This window comes from Orrella dioscoreae, from assembly GCF_900089455.2.
Lineage (GTDB): Bacteria > Pseudomonadota > Gammaproteobacteria > Burkholderiales > Burkholderiaceae_B > Orrella > Orrella dioscoreae.
This window is the reverse complement of the sequence record NZ_LT907988.1, coordinates 3,744,498-3,761,488: the sequence shown is the minus strand read 5'-3', so window position 1 is coordinate 3,761,488 and position 16,991 is coordinate 3,744,498. Positions and strand designations below refer to the sequence as shown.

The 16,991-nt window shown below is 67.2% G+C and carries 13 protein-coding genes and 1 tRNA gene; 7 read left to right on the top strand and 7 right to left on the bottom strand.

Annotated elements, in window-relative coordinates; translation table 11 throughout:
- Positions 1 to 53: 53 nt before the first annotated feature.
- From fabI to gloB, 3 genes are all read right to left on the bottom strand, one after another.
- A complete protein-coding gene (fabI, locus tag ODI_RS17420; RefSeq protein ID WP_067749952.1) occupies positions 54 to 839 on the bottom strand; it encodes an enoyl-ACP reductase FabI in 786 nt (261 codons plus the stop codon).
- Between the two features lie 128 nt (positions 840 to 967).
- On the bottom strand, positions 968 to 2,422 hold the full coding sequence (locus tag ODI_RS17415) for a transglycosylase SLT domain-containing protein (protein ID WP_067749954.1): 1,455 nt from the start codon (positions 2,420 to 2,422) through the stop codon (positions 968 to 970).
- Between the two features lie 7 nt (positions 2,423 to 2,429).
- Positions 2,430 to 3,221: a hydroxyacylglutathione hydrolase gene (gloB, locus tag ODI_RS17410; RefSeq protein ID WP_098020933.1), complete on the bottom strand. Its 792-nt coding sequence runs from the start codon at positions 3,219 to 3,221 to the stop codon at positions 2,430 to 2,432.
- A 16-nt stretch (positions 3,222 to 3,237) separates the two neighbouring features.
- On the opposite strand from gloB, the gene ODI_RS17405 reads away from it, so the two are divergent.
- The 7 genes from ODI_RS17405 (at position 3,238) to ODI_RS17375 (ending at position 12,786) form a co-directional block, all read left to right on the top strand.
- A complete protein-coding gene (locus ODI_RS17405) occupies positions 3,238 to 4,047 on the top strand; it encodes a class I SAM-dependent methyltransferase (RefSeq protein ID WP_067749958.1) in 810 nt (269 codons plus the stop codon).
- Entirely contained in the window at positions 4,044 to 4,496 is a 453-nt protein-coding gene (rnhA, locus tag ODI_RS17400) for a ribonuclease HI (protein WP_067749959.1), read from the top strand. The genes ODI_RS17405 and rnhA overlap by 4 nt, the downstream gene beginning before the upstream one ends.
- Before the next feature lie 174 nt (positions 4,497 to 4,670).
- On the top strand, positions 4,671 to 5,837 hold the full coding sequence (locus tag ODI_RS17395; RefSeq protein ID WP_082985152.1) for an efflux RND transporter periplasmic adaptor subunit: 1,167 nt from the start codon (positions 4,671 to 4,673) through the stop codon (positions 5,835 to 5,837).
- 13 nt (positions 5,838 to 5,850) lie between these two features.
- On the top strand, positions 5,851 to 8,940 hold the full coding sequence (locus ODI_RS17390; RefSeq protein WP_067749963.1) for an efflux RND transporter permease subunit: 3,090 nt from the start codon (positions 5,851 to 5,853) through the stop codon (positions 8,938 to 8,940).
- A 20-nt stretch (positions 8,941 to 8,960) separates the two neighbouring features.
- Entirely contained in the window at positions 8,961 to 9,698 is a 738-nt protein-coding gene (dnaQ, locus tag ODI_RS17385; protein WP_067749965.1) for a DNA polymerase III subunit epsilon, read from the top strand.
- A gap of 55 nt (positions 9,699 to 9,753) precedes the next feature.
- Positions 9,754 to 9,828, top strand: a tRNA-Val gene (locus ODI_RS17380).
- Between the two features lie 405 nt (positions 9,829 to 10,233).
- Positions 10,234 to 12,786 carry an autotransporter family protein gene (locus ODI_RS17375; protein ID WP_231968081.1) on the top strand — a complete coding sequence of 851 codons (2,553 nt, stop codon included), beginning with the start codon at positions 10,234 to 10,236 and terminating at the stop codon, positions 12,784 to 12,786.
- 322 nt (positions 12,787 to 13,108) lie between these two features.
- On the opposite strand, the gene ODI_RS17370 is transcribed toward ODI_RS17375, so the two are convergent.
- The 4 genes from ODI_RS17370 to rhmD form a co-directional block, all read right to left on the bottom strand.
- Positions 13,109 to 13,333 (bottom strand): hypothetical protein, encoded by a 225-nt coding sequence (locus ODI_RS17370; protein ID WP_067749966.1) that lies wholly within the window; start codon positions 13,331 to 13,333, stop codon positions 13,109 to 13,111.
- Positions 13,334 to 13,468: 135 nt separating this feature from the next.
- A complete protein-coding gene (gene aldA, locus ODI_RS17365; protein ID WP_067749967.1) occupies positions 13,469 to 14,905 on the bottom strand; it encodes an aldehyde dehydrogenase in 1,437 nt (478 codons plus the stop codon).
- Positions 14,906 to 14,977: 72 nt separating this feature from the next.
- A complete protein-coding gene (locus ODI_RS17360; protein WP_067749969.1) occupies positions 14,978 to 15,781 on the bottom strand; it encodes an aldolase/citrate lyase family protein in 804 nt (267 codons plus the stop codon).
- Between the two features lie 13 nt (positions 15,782 to 15,794).
- Complete coding sequence (gene rhmD / locus ODI_RS17355; protein ID WP_067749971.1) at positions 15,795 to 16,982, bottom strand: L-rhamnonate dehydratase; 1,188 nt, start codon at positions 16,980 to 16,982, stop codon at positions 15,795 to 15,797.
- Between the last annotated feature and the right edge of the window lie 9 nt (positions 16,983 to 16,991).

The following is a 16,991-nucleotide window of genomic DNA, read 5'->3' as shown; positions in this document are numbered from 1 at the left end:
AGAGGGCGCGGCCTTGTGCCTTGTCTTGCGGGACGCGTGCTTGCGTGCCGCGATCAGCCTTGCAGGCCCGACACCACGGTCGAGAAGCCGCCGTCCACGTGGGTGATTTCACCCGTGACGCCGCCCGCCAGGTTCGACAGCAGGAAGGCGGCGACATTGCCGACGTCCTCGATGGTGACGTTGCGGCGCAGCGGCGAGTTGGCCTCGACGAAGCGCAGGATTTCCGAGAAGTCCTTGATGCCGCTGGCGGCCAGGGTCTTGATGGGGCCGGCCGAGATGCCATTGGCGCGGATGCCCAGGGGGCCCAGCGCGCTGGCCAGATAGCGCACGCTGGCTTCCAGCGAGGCCTTGGCCAGGCCCATGGTGTTGTAGTTGCTGACGACGCGCTCGGCGCCCAGGTAGGACAGCGTCAGGACCGAGCCCTGGCGCGCCTTGAGCAGCGGCAGCGCGGCCTTGGTCAGTGCGGGGAAGCTGTAGGCCGAGATGTCGTGGGCGATGCGGAAGCCTTCGCGCGACAGGCCGTCGAGGAAGTCGCCGGCGATGGCTTCACGCGGGGCGAAGCCGATGGAATGCACCAGGCCGTCCAGGCCGTCCCAGGTCTTGGCCAGCTCGGTGAAAAGCCCGTCGATCTGTGCGTCTTCGGCAACGTCACAGGGCAGCACGAGCGTGCTGCCGAACTCGTTGGCGAACTCGGTCACGCGGTCCTTGAAGCGGTCGCCCACATACGTGAAGGCGAGTTCGGCGCCTTGCTGGTGGCAGGCCTGGGCGATGCCATAGGCGATGGAGCGGTTGGAGAGCACCCCGGTGACCAGGATGCGTTTGCCGGCGAGAAAACCCATGTTTGGATCGTCCTAAACAGATTGGTACGGATGTATGGCGAAGCCGGCGCGCCGGAAATCAGGGCGCGCCTGGCGGGAAAATCTGGCGTGTCAGCGCAGTATAGGCGGCGAATCGTAGCGGAATCGGCTCAACCGCGCACCCCCGTGCCGGGCACGCGCAGGCGGCTGCCCACCTTCAGGGTGTTGCCCTTCAGGTTGTTCAGCGCGCGCAGGGCGTCCACGCTGGTGCCGTAACGGCGGGCCAGCGCGAACAGCGTGTCGCCGCTGCGCACGGTGTGGGTGCGCACGTTCGGCGTGGCGCGCGGGCCGCGGGCGGCCGGCGGGGTGGGCACCGCCGAACTCGGGCCGCCTTGCAGCGACGCCAGCTGGACGTCGCCGCTGGCCTTGCCGGGCACCAGCAGGGTCTGGTTGCGGGACACCGTGCGGGTGCGGCGGGGGATGTCGTTGACGTCGCGCAGGCGGGATTCGGTGATGCCGTGGCGCTTGGCGATGGCGGCCACCGATTCGCCGCGCTTGGCGTCATAGACCTTCCACGACGACAGGCTGCCCTTGTAGTTGCTGAGGTTGGTGTTGAAGACCTCCAGCTTGTCGCGCGGCAGCAGCAGCGTGGCTTCGTGGCGGCCCAGGATGATGGGGCGGTTGAACGAGGGGTTCAGCGCCTGGAACTCCTCCAGCGGCATCTCGGCCAGCCGGGCGGCCACCTCGATGTCGATGTCGCGGGTCTTCTTGACCGTGGCGAAATAGGGGATGTTCTCCACCGGGGGCAGCACTACCGCGTACTTCTGTGGGTTGGCGACGATGTTCTTGATGGCCTGCAGCTTGGGGACGTAGTTGCGGGTCTCGTCGGGCATCGTCAGCGACAGGTAGTCCGTCGGCATGCTGATGGCCGCGTTCTTGTCCATGGCGCGGCGCACCGAACCCTCGCCCCAGTTGTACGAGGCCAGCGCCAGGTACCAGTCACCCTGCATCTCGAACAGGTACTCCAGGTAGTCCAGGGCGGCGTTGGTCGACGCGATCGGGTCGCGGCGCTGGTCGCGCCACCAGTCCTGGGTCAGCTTGAAATGGGTGCCGGTGGAGGGGATGAACTGCCACAGGCCGGCGGCCTGGGCGCGCGAGTACGCGCCGGGGTTGTAGGCGCTTTCGACGAAGGGCAGCAGCGCCAGCTCGGTGGGCAGGCCGCGGCGGTTGATCTCGTCGACGATGTAATACAGGTATTTGCCCGCGCGCGAGGCCATGCGCTGCACGGCTTCGGGGTGGGCGGCGTAATAGTCCGTCCACTGGCGCGTCAGTTCCGTGTCCATGTTGGGCACGGCGAAGCCGCGGCGGATGCGGTCCCAGGCGTCGGCGGCGGGGCGGGTCAGGTCCACGGTGCGCGAGGTGTCGACGGCCACGTGGCGGTCGCGCGTCGCGCGTGCCTGGCCCGGCAGGGGTTGGACGCTGGTGGTGGCTTCGGTGGGCTGGCCGCTACGGTTGCCCTGCGTGCCGGCGCAGCCGGCCAGCAGGGCGAACAACAGGGCAAGCAGGGGGAAGAGCAGGAAGCGGGGCGAGTGTCGCGGGCAGTGCTGCAGTCCTTGAGGGTTCATCGGTCCTCTATCTGAATTCGTTCTTCCATTCGCGTAACGCGGCAAACACCTCCACCGGCCCGGCCAAGGAATGCCCGGCTTGCTGTTCGGCGGCTTGTGCAACGGTGTGCTGCGAGACGCGCAGGAACGGATTGGTGTCTCGTTCGAGCGCAAGGGAGGTGGGCACGGTGGGCAGGCCGCGATCGCGCAGATCGATGGCCTGCGCCTGCCATGTTTGCAGCGGACGGTTGTCCGGATCCACGGCGAGCGCCCAGCGCAGGTTTGCAAGAGTGTACTCGTGCGCGCAGCAAATGAGCGTTTCTTCGGGCAATTTCAGGAATTTCCCTAAGGAATCAAACATTTGGGCGGGCGTCCCTTCGAACAGCCGGCCACAGCCGCCGGCAAAAAGGGTGTCGCCACAGAAAACCACGGCCTGTCCGACCGCCTGGCCGGCATAGGCGATGTGCCCGGCGGTGTGGCCCGGCACGTCCAGGACCGTCAGGTCGATGCCCATTTCGGGGATCCACACGGTGTCGCCTTCGGCGAGCGCCTCGTCGCAGCGCGGCAGGCGTTCCCTTGCGGGTCCGTAGACCGGCGCGCCCGTCAGGCGGACCAGTTCCTCCACCCCGCCGACGTGATCATGGTGGTGGTGGGTGAGTAGAATGGCGCGCAAGCGCAGGCCTTCCGCCTGCAGCACGGCCGCCACGGGTTCGGCAACGCCCGGGTCCACCACCACGGCCTGGCCGTCCTGGCTGGCCAGCCAGATATAGTTATCGCTCAATGCCGGCAGGGGCCGCAGGCGGCTGGCGTGTGCATTCATAAGGACACCTGATCGCGTGGCTGAGGAAACGAGCATTGTAGAACTGGGGGACTGGTTCGACACCCCGCCTGGCCGCTACGTCCGGGCCTGGGAGCAGGCCCAGTTCGACGCCATCGTGGCTGATGTCTTTGGCTTCAATGCCTTGCAGGTCGGCCTGCCGAGCCTGGACCTGCTGCAGGCGAACCGCATGCCGTTCAAGGTATTCGTGGGCGACAGCCTGGCCAAGGCCGAACTGGCCAGCCAATGGCAGGCCCAGGTCGTGGCGCGCCCGGAAGCCCTCCCGTTCGAAAGCGACAGCATCGACCTGCTGGTGCTGCCGCACGCCTTCGAAAGCACCGACGAGCCGCATCGCGTGCTGCGCGAGGTCGAGCGGGTGCTGGTGCCCGAGGGCCGGGTGGTGGTGTCGGGTTTCAATCCCTGGAGCCTGTGGGGCTTGCGTGCCAACCTGCCCGGCATGCCGCCCTGGCTGCCGCATCCGCCGTCCGCGCAGGTGTCGCTGGCCCGGCTGAAAGACTGGTTCAAGCTGCTGTCCTTCGAGGTCGACCGCGGCCGTTTCGGCTGCTATGCCCCGGCCTGCATGACGGACGTCTGGCTGCGCCGCTGGGCCTTCATGGAAAAGGCCGGCGACCGCTGGTGGCCTGTCTGCGGGGCCACCTATGTGGTGTCGGCCGTCAAACGGGTGGCCGGGGCGCGTATCATCGGCGCCCCGTGGAAGAAACGCCGCCGCGCCCGCCGCGTGGCCGTGCCGGTGCCGCAAGGCTCGGGCGGCGCGCACCGCGCCCAGGCCGAGGCGGTTGGCCACACAGCAACAGGAATCAAGGAATGAGTGAAGACACCGTCGAGATCTGGACCGATGGCGCCTGCAAGGGCAATCCCGGTCCGGGCGGATGGGGGGCGCTGCTGCGCCAGGGCGCGCACCAGAAGGAAATGTGCGGCGGCGAACTGGGCACGACCAACAACCGCATGGAAATGATGGCCGTCATCGAGGCTCTGCGGGCGCTGAAGCGCCCCAGCCGCGTCATCATCCACACCGATTCGCAGTACGTCCAGAAGGGCATGACCGAGTGGCTGGCCAACTGGAAGCGCCGCGATTGGCGCACCGCCGACAAGAAACCGGTGAAGAACGCCGACCTCTGGCAGGCCATGGACGCCCTGGTGTCCACCCATACCGTCAGCTGGCAGTGGGTGAAGGGGCATGCGGGCGATCCGGGCAACGAGCGCGCGGATCAGTTGGCCAACCAGGGCGTGATCCTGGCCCAGCGCGCTGGCCGATAGCCATTTCAGTCGGTTGCAGGGGCGTCGGCCAGCGCTCCTACAGGGTTGGCCGCAGGGTGCGAGGGGTCATTTCAAGGTGATACAGTGGGACAGGCTCCACCCCCCCTCTCCCTTAGAACATGACGGCGCGGCCTCAATGCCTGGCTCCGCGCCGCACCCCCCTCAGTGCGCAGCATGAAGAAAGCTTTGCCTCTCGTGGCGGCAGTCGCCGTGGCGCTGGCCGCGGGCGTGGTCATCGGCCGCTGGTCGCCGCGCGCGCAGCCGCCTGTCGCCGCGCCCACCCTGCCGGCGGCGCCCGCCGCCCAGAAACTGGTGCCCGTGCGTACGGCCGCCGTCCAGTCGGTGGATTTCGCGCGCAGTCTTGCTGCCGTGGGCAGCCTGCGTTCGGACGAGTCGGTCATGCTGCGGCCCGAGGTGGCCGGCCGCATCGCCAGGCTGCCTTTCCAGGAAGGCCAGCCCGTCAAGCGCGGCCAGTTGCTGGTGCAACTGGACGACGCCGTGGCGCGGGCCGAGCTGGACCAGGCGCGCGCCAACCTGTCGCTGGCGCAAAGCCAGAACAAGCGCGCGTCCAGCCTGCAGGCCGAAGGTTTCATCAGCCAGCAGGCACGCGACGAGGCCGGCAGCAACCTCAAGGTCCAGCAGGCCGCCGTGGCCCTGGCCCAGGCACGCCTCGACAAGATGGCGATCCGGGCGCCGTTCGACGGCGTGGTCGGCCTGCGCGGCGTGTCGGTGGGCGATTACGTGGACGTCGGGCGTGACCTGGCGCCCCTGGAAACCATCGATCCACTGAAGGTCGATTTCCGCGTGCCCGAGCTGTACCTGGGCCGGGTGCGGGTCGGCCAGTCGCTCTCCTTGCATTTCGACGCGCTGCCGGGGCAGTCCAGCCCGGGCGAGGTCATCGCCGTCAGTCCGCTGGTCGACGCGGGCGGCCGTTCGGTGCTGTTGCGCGCCCAGGTGCCGAACCCGTCAGGCGCCTTGCGCCCGGGCATGTTCGCCCGCGTGCAGCTCATGGTCGAGAACACCCAGGCGCTCGTGGTGCCGGAAAGCGCGCTGTCGCCGTCGGGCGCGCAGCAGTTCGTCTACCGGGTCGCCAGCGGGCACGCCCAGCGGGTGCCGGTGGGCATCGGCGAGCGGCGCGAAGGCCGGGTCGAGATCCTGTCTGGCCTGGCCGCGGGCGAGCGCGTGGTGGTGGCAGGCCTGCAGCGCATCACCGATGGCGCACCGGTGACCGAGACGCCGGCCGCGCAGCCTGACGCGACCGCGCCCGACACGCCGGCGTCCACCGTGCCGGATCCGTCGCCGGCGTCCGACGCGCTGGTGCCCGAACCCGCCACATCCTGACTCGGGGGCGTCCGTGAAAATCTCCGAAGTCTGTGTCCGCCGGCCGGTCTTCGCGACGGTGCTGTCGCTGGTCATCGTCCTGATCGGTCTCATCTCCTATTCGCGCCTGACGGTGCGGGAATATCCCCGCATCGACGAGCCGGTGGTGTCGGTCGACACGACCTATACGGGCGCGTCGCCCGAGGTGATCGAGTCGCGCGTGACCAAGCCGCTGGAAGACCAGCTGGCCGGGATCGAGGGCGTGGACGTCATGACCTCGCGCAGCCGCGCCGAACGCAGCCAGATCAACGTCAAGTTCCATCTCAGCCGCGACCCCGACGCGGCGGCGGCCGAGGTGCGGGACAAGGTCTCGCGTGCGCGCCGCTTCCTGCCCGACGAAATCGACGAGCCCATCATCTCCAAGGTCGAGGCCGATTCCCAGCCCATCATCTACGTGGCGGTGGAGGCGGGGCAGAACAGCATCATCGAGGTCTCGGATTATCTGCACCGCTATGTGAAGACGCGGTTCTCGGTGCTGCCCGGCGCGGCCGAGGTGCGTGTCTTCGGCGAACGGCTGCCGGCCATGCGGGTGTACGTCGACCGCGAGAAGCTGGCCGGCTACACCCTGACCGTGCAGGACGTGGAAACCGCGCTGCGCGGGCAGAACGTCGAGATCCCGGCGGGCCGCATCGAAAGCGATGCGCGCGAATTCTCGGTGGTGGCGTCCACCGACTTGCAGACGGTGCCGCAGTTCGAGAACGTCATCATCGCCAACGTCAGCGGCTATCCGGTGCGGCTGCGCGATCTTGCGCGGGTGGAGATCGGCCCGGCCAGCGAACGCGTCACCTCGCGCTTCAACGGCCAGCTGGGCCTGAACATCGGCGTGACGCGGCAGTCCACGGCCAATCCGCTGGACCTGTCGCGAGCGGTGCGCGCCGAGGTGGACGTCCTGAATGAAAACCTGCCGCGCGGCATGCGGCTGTCGATCTCCTACGACACCTCCGTCTTCATCGAGCGCTCCATCCAGTCGGTCTACACCACCATCGCCGAGGCCGTCGTGCTGGTGGTGCTGGTCATCTTCTTCTTCCTGCGCAACGTGCGGGCCAGCCTGATTCCCATCGTGACGATTCCGGTGTCGCTGATCGGGGCGTGCTCGCTCATGTACCTGTTCGGTTTTTCCATCAACACGCTTACCTTGCTGGCGATGGTGCTGGCCATCGGGCTGGTGGTGGACGACGCCATCGTGGTGCTGGAGAACGTCTACCGGCACATCGAGAACGGCGTGCCCAGGGTGCATGCGGCCATCCAGGGCACGAAGGAAATCGGTTTCGCCGTGGTGGCCATGACGCTGACACTGGTGGCGGTGTACGCGCCGCTGGCCTTCGCCACGGGCCGGACGGGGCGGCTCTTCATCGAGTTCGCGCTGGCGCTGGCGGGCGCGGTGCTGGTGTCGGGCTTCGTGGCGCTTACGCTCACGCCCATGATGTGCGCCATGCTGCTGCGCCACCAGCCCAGCCATGGCCGCGTCTACAACACGATCGAATCCTGGCTGGAAGGGCTGAACCGGATCTATCGCCGTGCCTTGTCGGCGGCCCTGGCGCACCGTGCCGTCATCCTGCTGGCGGGCCTGCTGGTGGCCGGCGGCGGCGCGGCGCTGTTCTCGGTGGTGAAGTCCGAGCTGGCGCCCATCGAGGACCGCGGCGTCATCTTCGGCATCGTCACCGCGCCGGAAGGGGCGACGCTGGACTACACGTTGAAGAACGTGATGGAGATCGAGCGCCTGTACGCGCAGATCCCCGAGATGCAAGGCAGCCAGATCACGGCGGGTTTCCCCACCGTGACCGACAGCCGCGCCATCCTGCGCCTGAAGCCCTGGGAAGAACGCACGCGCACGCAGCAGGAAATCGCGCAGTCGCTGCAGCCCGCGTTCAGCAAGCTGCCGGGCATCCGCGCCTTCCCCAGCAACCCGCCGTCCTTCGGCCAGCGCGCCACCTCCAAGCCGGTGGAGTTCATGATCATGAGCCAGGCGTCCTATCCGGACCTGGCCAAGATCGTCGACGCCTACATCGCCGAGCTGGAGAAGTATCCCGGCCTGGAAAACCTGGATTCGGACCTGCGCCTGAACACGCCCGAGCTGCGCGTGGAGGTGGACCGCGAAAAGCTGTCCGACGTCGGCGTGGACGTGGACACCGTGGGCCGCACGCTGGAAACCATGCTGGGCGGGCGCCAGGTCACCCGCTACAAGGACGAGGGCGAGCAATACGACGTGATCGTGCAGGTGACGCCGCGCGACCGCAGCACGCCCAACGACATCGCCGACATCTATGTGCAGGCCCGCGACGGCAGCATGGTGCGGCTGGACAACGTGGTGCGGATCCGCGAAAGCGTGTCGCCGCAGTCGCTGAACCACTTCAACCGCCTGCGGGCGGTCAAGGTCGAGGCCTCGGTGGCGCCGGGCTACGCGCTGGGCGAGGTGCTGGCGCACATGGAAACCGTGGCAGGCCAGGTGCTGCCCCAGGCCGTGCGCACCGACCTGGACGGCCAGTCGCGTGAATTCCGCGACTCGTCGGGCAGCATCATGCTGGTCTTCGGCATGGCGCTGGCCTTCATCTACCTGGTGCTGGCCGCCCAGTTCGAGAGCTGGCGGCATCCCTTCACCATCATGCTGTCGGTGCCGCTGGCCATGACAGGCGCCATGCTGGCCTTGTGGCTGACGGGGGGCACGCTGTCCATCTATAGCCAGATCGGCCTCATCACGCTGGTCGGCCTCATTACCAAGCACGGGATCCTCATCGTGGAATTCGCCAACCAGCTGCGCGAGGAAGGCAAGGAACTGGTCGAGGCCGTGGTCGAGGCCAGCGTGCTGCGCCTGCGTCCCATCCTGATGACCACGGGCGCCATGGTGCTGGGCGCGGTGCCGCTGGCGCTGGCCTCGGGCGCGGGTGCCGAATCACGTCGCCAGATCGGCTGGGTGCTGGTGGGCGGGCTGTCTCTGGGTACACTGCTTACCTTGTTCGTGGTGCCGGTGGTCTACACCCTGATCGCCCACGCGCGGAAACACGCCGATGCCGAGCCGGGCCATGCCCCGGCCGCCGGCCTGCCCCACGCCCACCCCACGAAATAGCCGCAACACATCAAGGCACTATGCGCTGGATCATTCTCGATACCGAAACCACGGGCCTGGAGCCCTCCCAAGGCCACCGCGTCATTGAAATCGGCGCGGTGGAGCTGGAGAACCGCAACGTCACCGGCCGCCATTTCCACGTCTACCTGAACCCGGACCGCGACAGCGACCCGGGCGCACTGGCCGTCCACGGCCTGACCACCGAGTTCCTGTCCGACAAGCCGCGCTTCGAGGACGTCGCGCAGGACTTCGTGGACTACATCGCCGGCGGCGAGCTCATCATCCACAACGCGTCGTTCGACACGCGCTTCCTGGACGCCGAACTGGCCCGCGTGGGGCGTCCGCCGCTGGCGCAGTTGTGCACCGCCATCACCGACAGCCTGATGGTGGCGCGCGAGATGCACCCGGGCAAGCGCAACTCGCTGGACTCGCTGTGCGAGCGCTATGGCATTTCCAACGCGCACCGCACGCTGCACGGCGCCTTGCTGGACTCGCAACTGCTGGCAGAAGTGTGGCTGGCCATGACGCGCGGCCAGGATGGCCTGCTGATCGATGCGCCTGAACCCGCGCGCGGCACCGGCGACGGCCTGGTGGTGGGGGGCTTCGATGCGTCCGTGCTGACGGTGTTGCGGGCATCGGAAACGGAAATGGCCGCGCACGGCGAATACCTGGAAGCGCTGGACAAGGCCAGCGGCGGGCCGTGCCTGTGGCGCAAGCTGGACACGCCTGCCGCCCCGGCGGAAGGCACAGCCGCCTGATCGGCGCGTGGACGCTTGCATGGTAAAAATCGACGTGCTATAGTTCCGCTTCTTTGGGCGGTTAGCTCAGTGGTAGAGCACTGCCTTCACACGGCAGGGGTCACTGGTTCGAACCCAGTACCGCCCACCAAAGAAATTCCAGAGAAGCAAGGGCTTACGCGTCAGCGGGAAGCCCTTTTTCTTTGGGTGGTCAAAAAGTACTCAAAAGCTGATTTTGTCGCTTTGGTACTTCACGGACATGACCCTTCATGGGTTCGGCAGCCGCTCATAGGTCCGATTCTGGTAGCACGCCTCCTCGGTGTTGTGCCTTTCCCGATTCTCGTAAAGCTCGCCCGCCTGTAGCAGGATCGCGGCATGGACCGTTGCGGGTACTCCGCATAAAGGCTTCTCGGGCCACTCAGCGCATGGCCGCGATGCAATCCTGGGCGGGTTTGAGCAGTGGCCAGAACACTCGGCGGGAAGCTACTGTAATCCGGCGTTTCAGGGCAAATTCGACTGGGCTAAGATCGGTTCTCCCCTTTTCCTGCCTCGTTTGATGATGACGCTACGCTATACCGCGATCTGTCTCAATCTTGTCGCCGTCTATGGTGTGTCCATGCCGCTACCAAGCCATGCCGCTGGCACTGGCGGAAATGGTGACCCCATGTACGCTGCGCAAGGCGGCGCGAATGCTTCATTGCCCGCAGGATTCGCTGGTGGAGGTAACGCCGGCCAGGCCGGTACCGGCTGGGGCGCGACCGGAGGGCACGGTGGTGGGGGACAAGCGGGGGCCTCGGGAAGCTTGCAAAACGGTGATGGGGGGGCAGGTCTGCTTTATCGGCTTGGACCGTACACGACGATCGCTGCGAGTTACGAAAGTGGCGGCGGCGGTGGCGGCGGTGGAACCGTGGTCCTGACTGGCAGTGGCAATCAGGGCACTGCCAGGGGGGGCACCGGCGGCAATGCTTTGGTACTTACTGGCGCGGGCGGCGAAGGCCGCACGTCTTCCAATGCCGCCGTACTTGTAGGTGGCGGTGGTGGAGGCGGTGGCAGCGTTGTTCAGGACGAGGCCGGTCTGTCGGATACCTGGCGCGTCAAGGGAGGCGAGGGGGGCGCCGCCGTGAGGTGGGTTAACGGGTTGGCCAGCTTCGTGAATACGGGCTCGCTCTGGGGGGGCGCAGGTGGCGGTGGCGGTGCTGTGGGGGAGCGCTACGACGCATCCGTCGCTTTTGCCGGTGACGGTGGCGATGGCGGGGCCGGGCTGCTCATGTCCGGCACGCAGCAGCGCTTCGTCAATCGGGGGGAGGTCTATGGCGGCAATGCTGGGGCAGGCATTGTCAGCGGCGCTGGGGGCCGGGCTGTGCAACTCGATGGCCACGATTCGGAAATCGTGCAGGATGGCCGGATGGAAGCGGGCCGCGACGCTTTCGGCAATCACCAAGATGCCATCATGATCGCAGGCACGGGCAATACGCTGACCTTGATGGCGCATTCCAGCACCGTCGGCAACGTGCGCTATAGCGGCAGTGGCAACCGGCTGCGCATAGACGGCGGCGGCACGGCGAGCGCCACGATGGATGGCGACCTGGATATGGGTACCGACAACACATTCAGTGTGCGCGCTACGCCCGCCGCGCTCGACCGGCTGGATGTGACGGGCCGAGCCGATGTATCCGGTGCCGATTTCTTTCTTGAAGCGGCGCCGGGTGCGTATGGGGCCGGTTACAGCCAGATTGTGCTGCGTGCCGACCAGACTTTCGATGGCACGCGTTTTCGCCATGCGTCGAGCAATTTTGCCTACCTGTCGTTCGAGCTCGTCTATTCGGACGATGACCGGGAGTTGATGGTCAAGCTGCATCGTACGGTCACGCCGGGTGGTCCTGAGCCGGGTGGCCCCGAGCCGGGCGGCGACACCGAGCCGGGAGGTCCTACCGAGCCGGGTGGCCATATCGTGCGCTTTGCCGATCGGGTAAGCGGAGGCAACGCGCGTGCTGTCGCCGACGCGACCGAGATACTGGGCGCGGGCCACGCCGTCTACGACGCGGCCATCACTTTGCCGGAAGGTGCCCCACAGGGTTTTTTCTCCGCACTGTCGGGCGAGGCTCATGCGAGCGTGGCCTCCGGCCTGGCCAACCTGACCCATGTGGTGAGCACGGTGCCTCTCAACCATCTTCGCGGCAACCTCAGCGCCGGTATGGCACCGGGCGCGCCGACCGCGGCGGTGGGCCTGAGCGACGCAGCGTCATCGTCCTCCAGCTTGCCGTCGTCGCTGGCCCGGCCGGCCTGGGCCCAGGTCGTGGGCAACTGGCAGCGCACAGGCGCCACCGGTAATACCCAGGCCATGCGCCAGCGCACCGGCGGTCTCTTCGTGGGTGCTGATCATGCGATGGGCGCGGGCTGGCGGTTGGGCGGGGCGTTGGGCTACACGGACTCGACGCTGACCGTTGGCGGCCTTGCAAGCCGCGCCGATGTGTCGAGTTATAGCGCCATTGTCTACGGCGGCAAGGCGTTCCCGCTAGGCGCCAGCACGTTCAACCTGATGGCGGGAGCCTCATATACCTGGCACGACATTGATGCCGAGCGCCGTATCGGTGCCGGCGGCCTGAACCAGCAACTCAAGGCCGATTACCGCGCCAGCACCACGCAGTTGTTCGGTGAGGTGGGTTACGCCGTTGCCGTGACGAGCGATCTTGCGCTGGAACCCTACGCCGGACTGGGTTGGGCCCAGCATCGCACGCGTGGCTTTTCGGAATCGGGTGGCAATGCGGCACTGTCGGGCGAGGCGATGCGCAACGATTCCAGCAAAGTCACGCTGGGCCTGCGCGCGCGGCAGAACGTCGACTTGGGAAGCATGGCAACCACCTTGAGTGCGGGACTGGGCTGGCGCCACGCATTGGGTGGCATCCGGCCTGAAAGCCGGTTGGCCTTCGACGCGGGCGAGTCCTTCACCGTCACCGGCGCGCCGATCGCGCGTGATGCGGCATTGGTGACGGTGGGCGTCGACGCGGAGATAGCGCGTGGCGCGTCGTTGGGCATGTCGTATGGCGGGCAGTTCGGTGGCAGCAGCCGGGACCAGACCGCTGCGCTCAATCTTCGTTGGCGTTTCTGACGGACCGACACGCCGGGATCCTGATCGTTATCCCGCTAACGCTTCAATCCTGGGAATTCCTCATCACTTGAGGCCCACATCAAGCCGACAGCGCTTTTCAAACCCTATGTTGCGCTGGATTTCCAGGATGGAGAACCCCGGCTGTGCCTGCATACGAGCGGAGCGGATGCACAACCCATCTATCCCACTATCCCCGTGCAGACGGCGTACGCGCAGGAGCGTTATGTTGAGACGTACATCGGCGCGCCATGACCTTCCAGACGTTCAAGCGAGAATGTCGCAGGGGCTGACCAGGAGGGAGCGCTGACGCCCGCCGATTGGCCTAGCGGCTGCGCCGCAGCCGCCCCTGCTCGGCCTGGTTCAGGCGCCGGGCTTCCTCTTCGGCGTATTCCCGTTCGCCCTTCTCATACGACCCTTCGTACATGCAGCTGCTGCGGTTCCAGCGGCAGTCGTTGCTGCGTTCCCCTTCGCCGCCACCCATCAGCGAGCAACCCGAAACCAGCGCGACCAGGCCCAGCGTGACACCACAGCGGTTCAACAAATGCATCGATACGTTCCTTGTCTGAAGAGGGTTGCGAAATGAGGCGTGCCGGGGGCCATAGTAAACCCAGGAACGCCAAGGCCCCCAGCCGGTGCGCGAGCGCGCGCACCGGCTGGGGGCCCCGGGGAAAAGACCCGGGTATCAGCTCTGCACGTACACCACGTGGCTGTGCGTGTACTCATACAGCCCGTGCTTGCCGTCAGCCCCACCCACGCCGGACTTTCGCACCCCCGCGTGGAAGCCCTGCATGGCTTCGAAGTTTTCGCGGTTGACGTAGGTCTCGCCGAAGTCGATCTCGCGGATGGCGTGCATGGCCTTGGACAGGTCGCGGGTATAGATCGACGACGTCAGGCCGTACTCGCAGTCGTTGGCCAGCGCGATGGCCTCGTCCAGGTCGTCGACGATCTGGATCGGCAGCACAGGGCCGAATATCTCCTTGCGCATGATCTCCATGTCGGCGCGGCAGTTCGCCAGCACGGTAGGCTGGAAGTGGAAGCCCTGGCCCAGGTCGGCAACCCCGCCGCCCGTGACGACCTGCGCGCCATCGGCCACCGCCTGCCGCACCTTGGCTGCCACGCCATCCAGGCCCTTGCGGTTGACCAGCGGCCCCATTTCCACGTCGGCCTGCGCCAGCGGGTCGCCGTAGCGCGTGGCGGCCATGGCCTGGGCGATGCGGGCGGTGAATGCCTCGGCCACGCCGCGCTCGACGTACACGCGTTCCGCGCAATTGCACACCTGGCCGGTGTTGATGATGCGCGAGTCGCGGATGGCCTTCACGGCCAGGTCCAGGTCGGCGTCGGCCAGCACGATGGCCGGCGCCTTGCCGCCCAGCTCAAGATTGAGCTTGGTGATGTGCGGCGCGGCGGCTGCCGCGATGCGCTCGCCGGTGGCGACGCTGCCGGTGAAGCTGATCATGTCGACGCCGGCATGCGCCGACAGCGCGCCGCCCGTGGCGCCCTGGCCGTAGACCACGTTGAAGACGCCCTTGGGCAGGCCCACCTGGTCCAGCAGCTCGGTGAACGCATGGCAATTGATGGGCGTTTCCTCGCTGGGCTTGATGACGATGGTGTTGCCGGTGAGCAGCGCCGGCGCCATCTTGCGCGCGATCAGGAAGAAGGGGAAGTTCCACGGCAGGATGCCCGCCACCACGCCCATGGGCTTGCGCAGCAGCAGGATCATTTCATTGGCGCGGTCGCTGGTGATGACCTCGCCTTCGATGCGTCGCGCCCACTCGGCCATGTAGTCCAGGTAATCCGCCGTGAAGTTCACTTCGACTTCCGCCAGGCCCAGGATCTTGCCCTGTTCCTGCGTGATGGTGCGAGCGATGCGGGCGGCATGCTCGCGCAGCTTGGCGGCGACGCCGCGCAGGTAGCCGGCGCGCTGGATTGCCGGCAGGCGCGACCAGGCCTTCTGGGCGCCGCGTGCGGCGGCAATGGCCGCGTCGACGTCGGCCTGGTCGGACTGGGGCGAGCGTGCCAGCACGTCGCCGGTGGCGGGGTTGCTGACATCGTGCAGCGTGCTGCTGTCCTGGAAGGCGCCGTTGATGTAGTTGCGCAGGACGGGAAGGGTCTTGCTCATGCGGGTCTGTCTCCTGTTTGGGGTCTCAGGCCGAGCTACGGTCGGGGGAACATGATGGCAGGGATGCGATGTTCAGTACACGCCGCCCGGCGCCTTGCTGGCGCCGGCATCGTCGCGGTAGCGCGCGAGGTTGGCCTGGGCGGCCTGGCGCAGCAGGCTGATGTCGATGCCCACCGCCACGAACTGGCAGCCCCAATCCAGGTAGCGGCGCGCGTCTTCCTCGCGCGGCGCAAGGATGCCGCAGGCCTTGCCTTGCGCACGGGTGGCGTCGATGGCCTGGCGGATGGCGTCCTGGACCTCGGGCTGGCTGGCGTCGCCGGCGTGGCCCAGGCCGGTGGACAGGTCCGCGGGCCCGATGAAGACAGCGTCCACGCCCTCGACCGCCGCGATGGCCGCCGCGTTCTGCACGCCCAGGCGCGATTCGATCTGCACGATCAGGCACAGTTCCTGGTGCGCGTTGCGGATGTAGTCCGGCACGGCGTCCCAGCGCGTGGCGCGCGTCAGGCCGCCACCCACGCCGCGGATGCCGTGAGGCGGGTAGCGCATGGCCTGCACCAGCGCGGCCGCCTGTTCGGCGGTCTCCACCATCGGCACCATCAGTGTCTGGGCGCCCACGTCCAGCAATTGCTTGATGAGCACGGGATCGCCCGTGACCGGCCGCACCACAGGCTGGCTGCCGTAAGCCGCCATGGCCTGCAACTGGCCGAGCAGCGTCGGCACGGTGTTGGGCGCGTGCTCGCCATCGAGCAGGACCCAGTCATAGCCAAGACCCGCCAGGATCTCGGCGGTATAGGGCGTGCACATGCCTGCCCAGATGCCGTAGCGGGGCTGCGCCTGCTTCAGCGCGGCCTTGAATGCGTTGTGGGGAAGATGCAAGACGTTCTCCCGCTCAGTGGGTGTAGGGGCGATGCAGTTCGCACGCGGGATTCAGTTCGACGCCGAAGCCGGGCTTGTCCAGTTCGGACAGGCGCATGCGGCCCTTGACCGGCACGGGCTCGCCCAGCAGTTGCGGGTGGAACATCGGCACGACCTCGTCGGCCTTGGGGGCCATCATCAGGAACTCGGCGAAGGGGCTGTTCTGGCGCGTGGCGACGAAGTGATAGCTGTAGACGCTGGAACCATGCGGAATCACCAGGGTCTGGTGCGCGTCGGCCAGGGCCGAGATCTTGATGAGTTCCGTCACGCCGCCACACCAGCCCACATCGGGCTGGATGATGTCGCAGCAGCCCATCTCCAGCAGCATGCGGAAGCCCCAGCGCGTGGCCTCGTGCTCGCCGGTGGTCACCATCATGCCGGCGGGCACGTTGCGGCGCAGGTCGGCATAACCCCAGTAATCGTCCGGCGGCAGCGCTTCCTCGATCCACTTCAGGCCGTATTCGCGTGCCCCCTGGGCCAGGCGCGTGGCGTAGTTCAGGTCCAGGCTCATCCAGCAGTCCCACATCAGCCAGAAGTCCGGTCCCACGCGCTCGCGCATGGTGGCCAGTTCCTCCAGGTTCTTGCGCAGGCCTTCCTCGCCTTCGGCGGGGCCGTGATGCAGCGGCAGCTTGCCGCCGATGAATCCCAGCTTCTGCGCCAGGTCGGGGCGCGCGCCCGTGGCGTAGAACTGCAGCTCGTCGCGCACCGCGCCGCCCAGCAACTGGTGCACCGGCTCCTGGCGCACCTTGCCAAGCAGGTCCCACAGCGCCAGGTCGACGCCGGATATCGTGTTGATGACCAGGCCCTTGCGGCCGTAGTACAGCGTCGAGAAATACATCTGGTCCCAGATGCGTTCGATGTCCGTGACCTTGGCGCCCTCCAGGAAGCGCGCCAGGTGCTTCTCGACGATGTAGGCTGCCGGTTCGCCACCCGTGGTCACCGCGAACCCCACCGAGCCGTCGGAGGCCTCGATCTCGACCACCAGCGTGCCCAGCACGTTGATGCCGAAGCTGCGCCGGCTCTGGCGATAGTCCGGGTACTTGCTCATCGGCGTGGCGACGTGGTCGTCGATCCAGTGGCCATCGGATTGGTCGTGGTAGTCGGCGCCGCCACCCTTGAGGGTATAGGCGCGGACCTGCTTGATGGTGGGGATGCTGCGCATGCGGTCTAG

Bases quoted from the DNA above. Each gene is read 5' to 3' on its own strand.
- fabI (WP_067749952.1), bottom strand. From the start codon at position 839: ATGGGTTTTCTCGCCGGCAAACGCATCCTGGTCACCGGGGTGCTCTCC.
- ODI_RS17415 (WP_067749954.1), bottom strand. From the start codon at position 2,422: ATGAACCCTCAAGGACTGCAGCACTGCCCGCGACACTCGCCCCGCTTC.
- gloB (WP_098020933.1), bottom strand. From the start codon at position 3,221: ATGAATGCACACGCCAGCCGCCTGCGGCCCCTGCCGGCATTGAGCGAT.
- rnhA (WP_067749959.1), top strand. From the start codon at position 4,044: ATGAGTGAAGACACCGTCGAGATCTGGACCGATGGCGCCTGCAAGGGC.
- ODI_RS17395 (WP_082985152.1), top strand. From the start codon at position 4,671: ATGAAGAAAGCTTTGCCTCTCGTGGCGGCAGTCGCCGTGGCGCTGGCC.
- dnaQ (WP_067749965.1), top strand. From the start codon at position 8,961: ATGCGCTGGATCATTCTCGATACCGAAACCACGGGCCTGGAGCCCTCC.
- ODI_RS17375 (WP_231968081.1), top strand. From the start codon at position 10,234: ATGATGACGCTACGCTATACCGCGATCTGTCTCAATCTTGTCGCCGTC.
- ODI_RS17370 (WP_067749966.1), bottom strand. From the start codon at position 13,333: ATGCATTTGTTGAACCGCTGTGGTGTCACGCTGGGCCTGGTCGCGCTG.
- aldA (WP_067749967.1), bottom strand. From the start codon at position 14,905: ATGAGCAAGACCCTTCCCGTCCTGCGCAACTACATCAACGGCGCCTTC.
- rhmD (WP_067749971.1), bottom strand. From the start codon at position 16,982: ATGCGCAGCATCCCCACCATCAAGCAGGTCCGCGCCTATACCCTCAAG.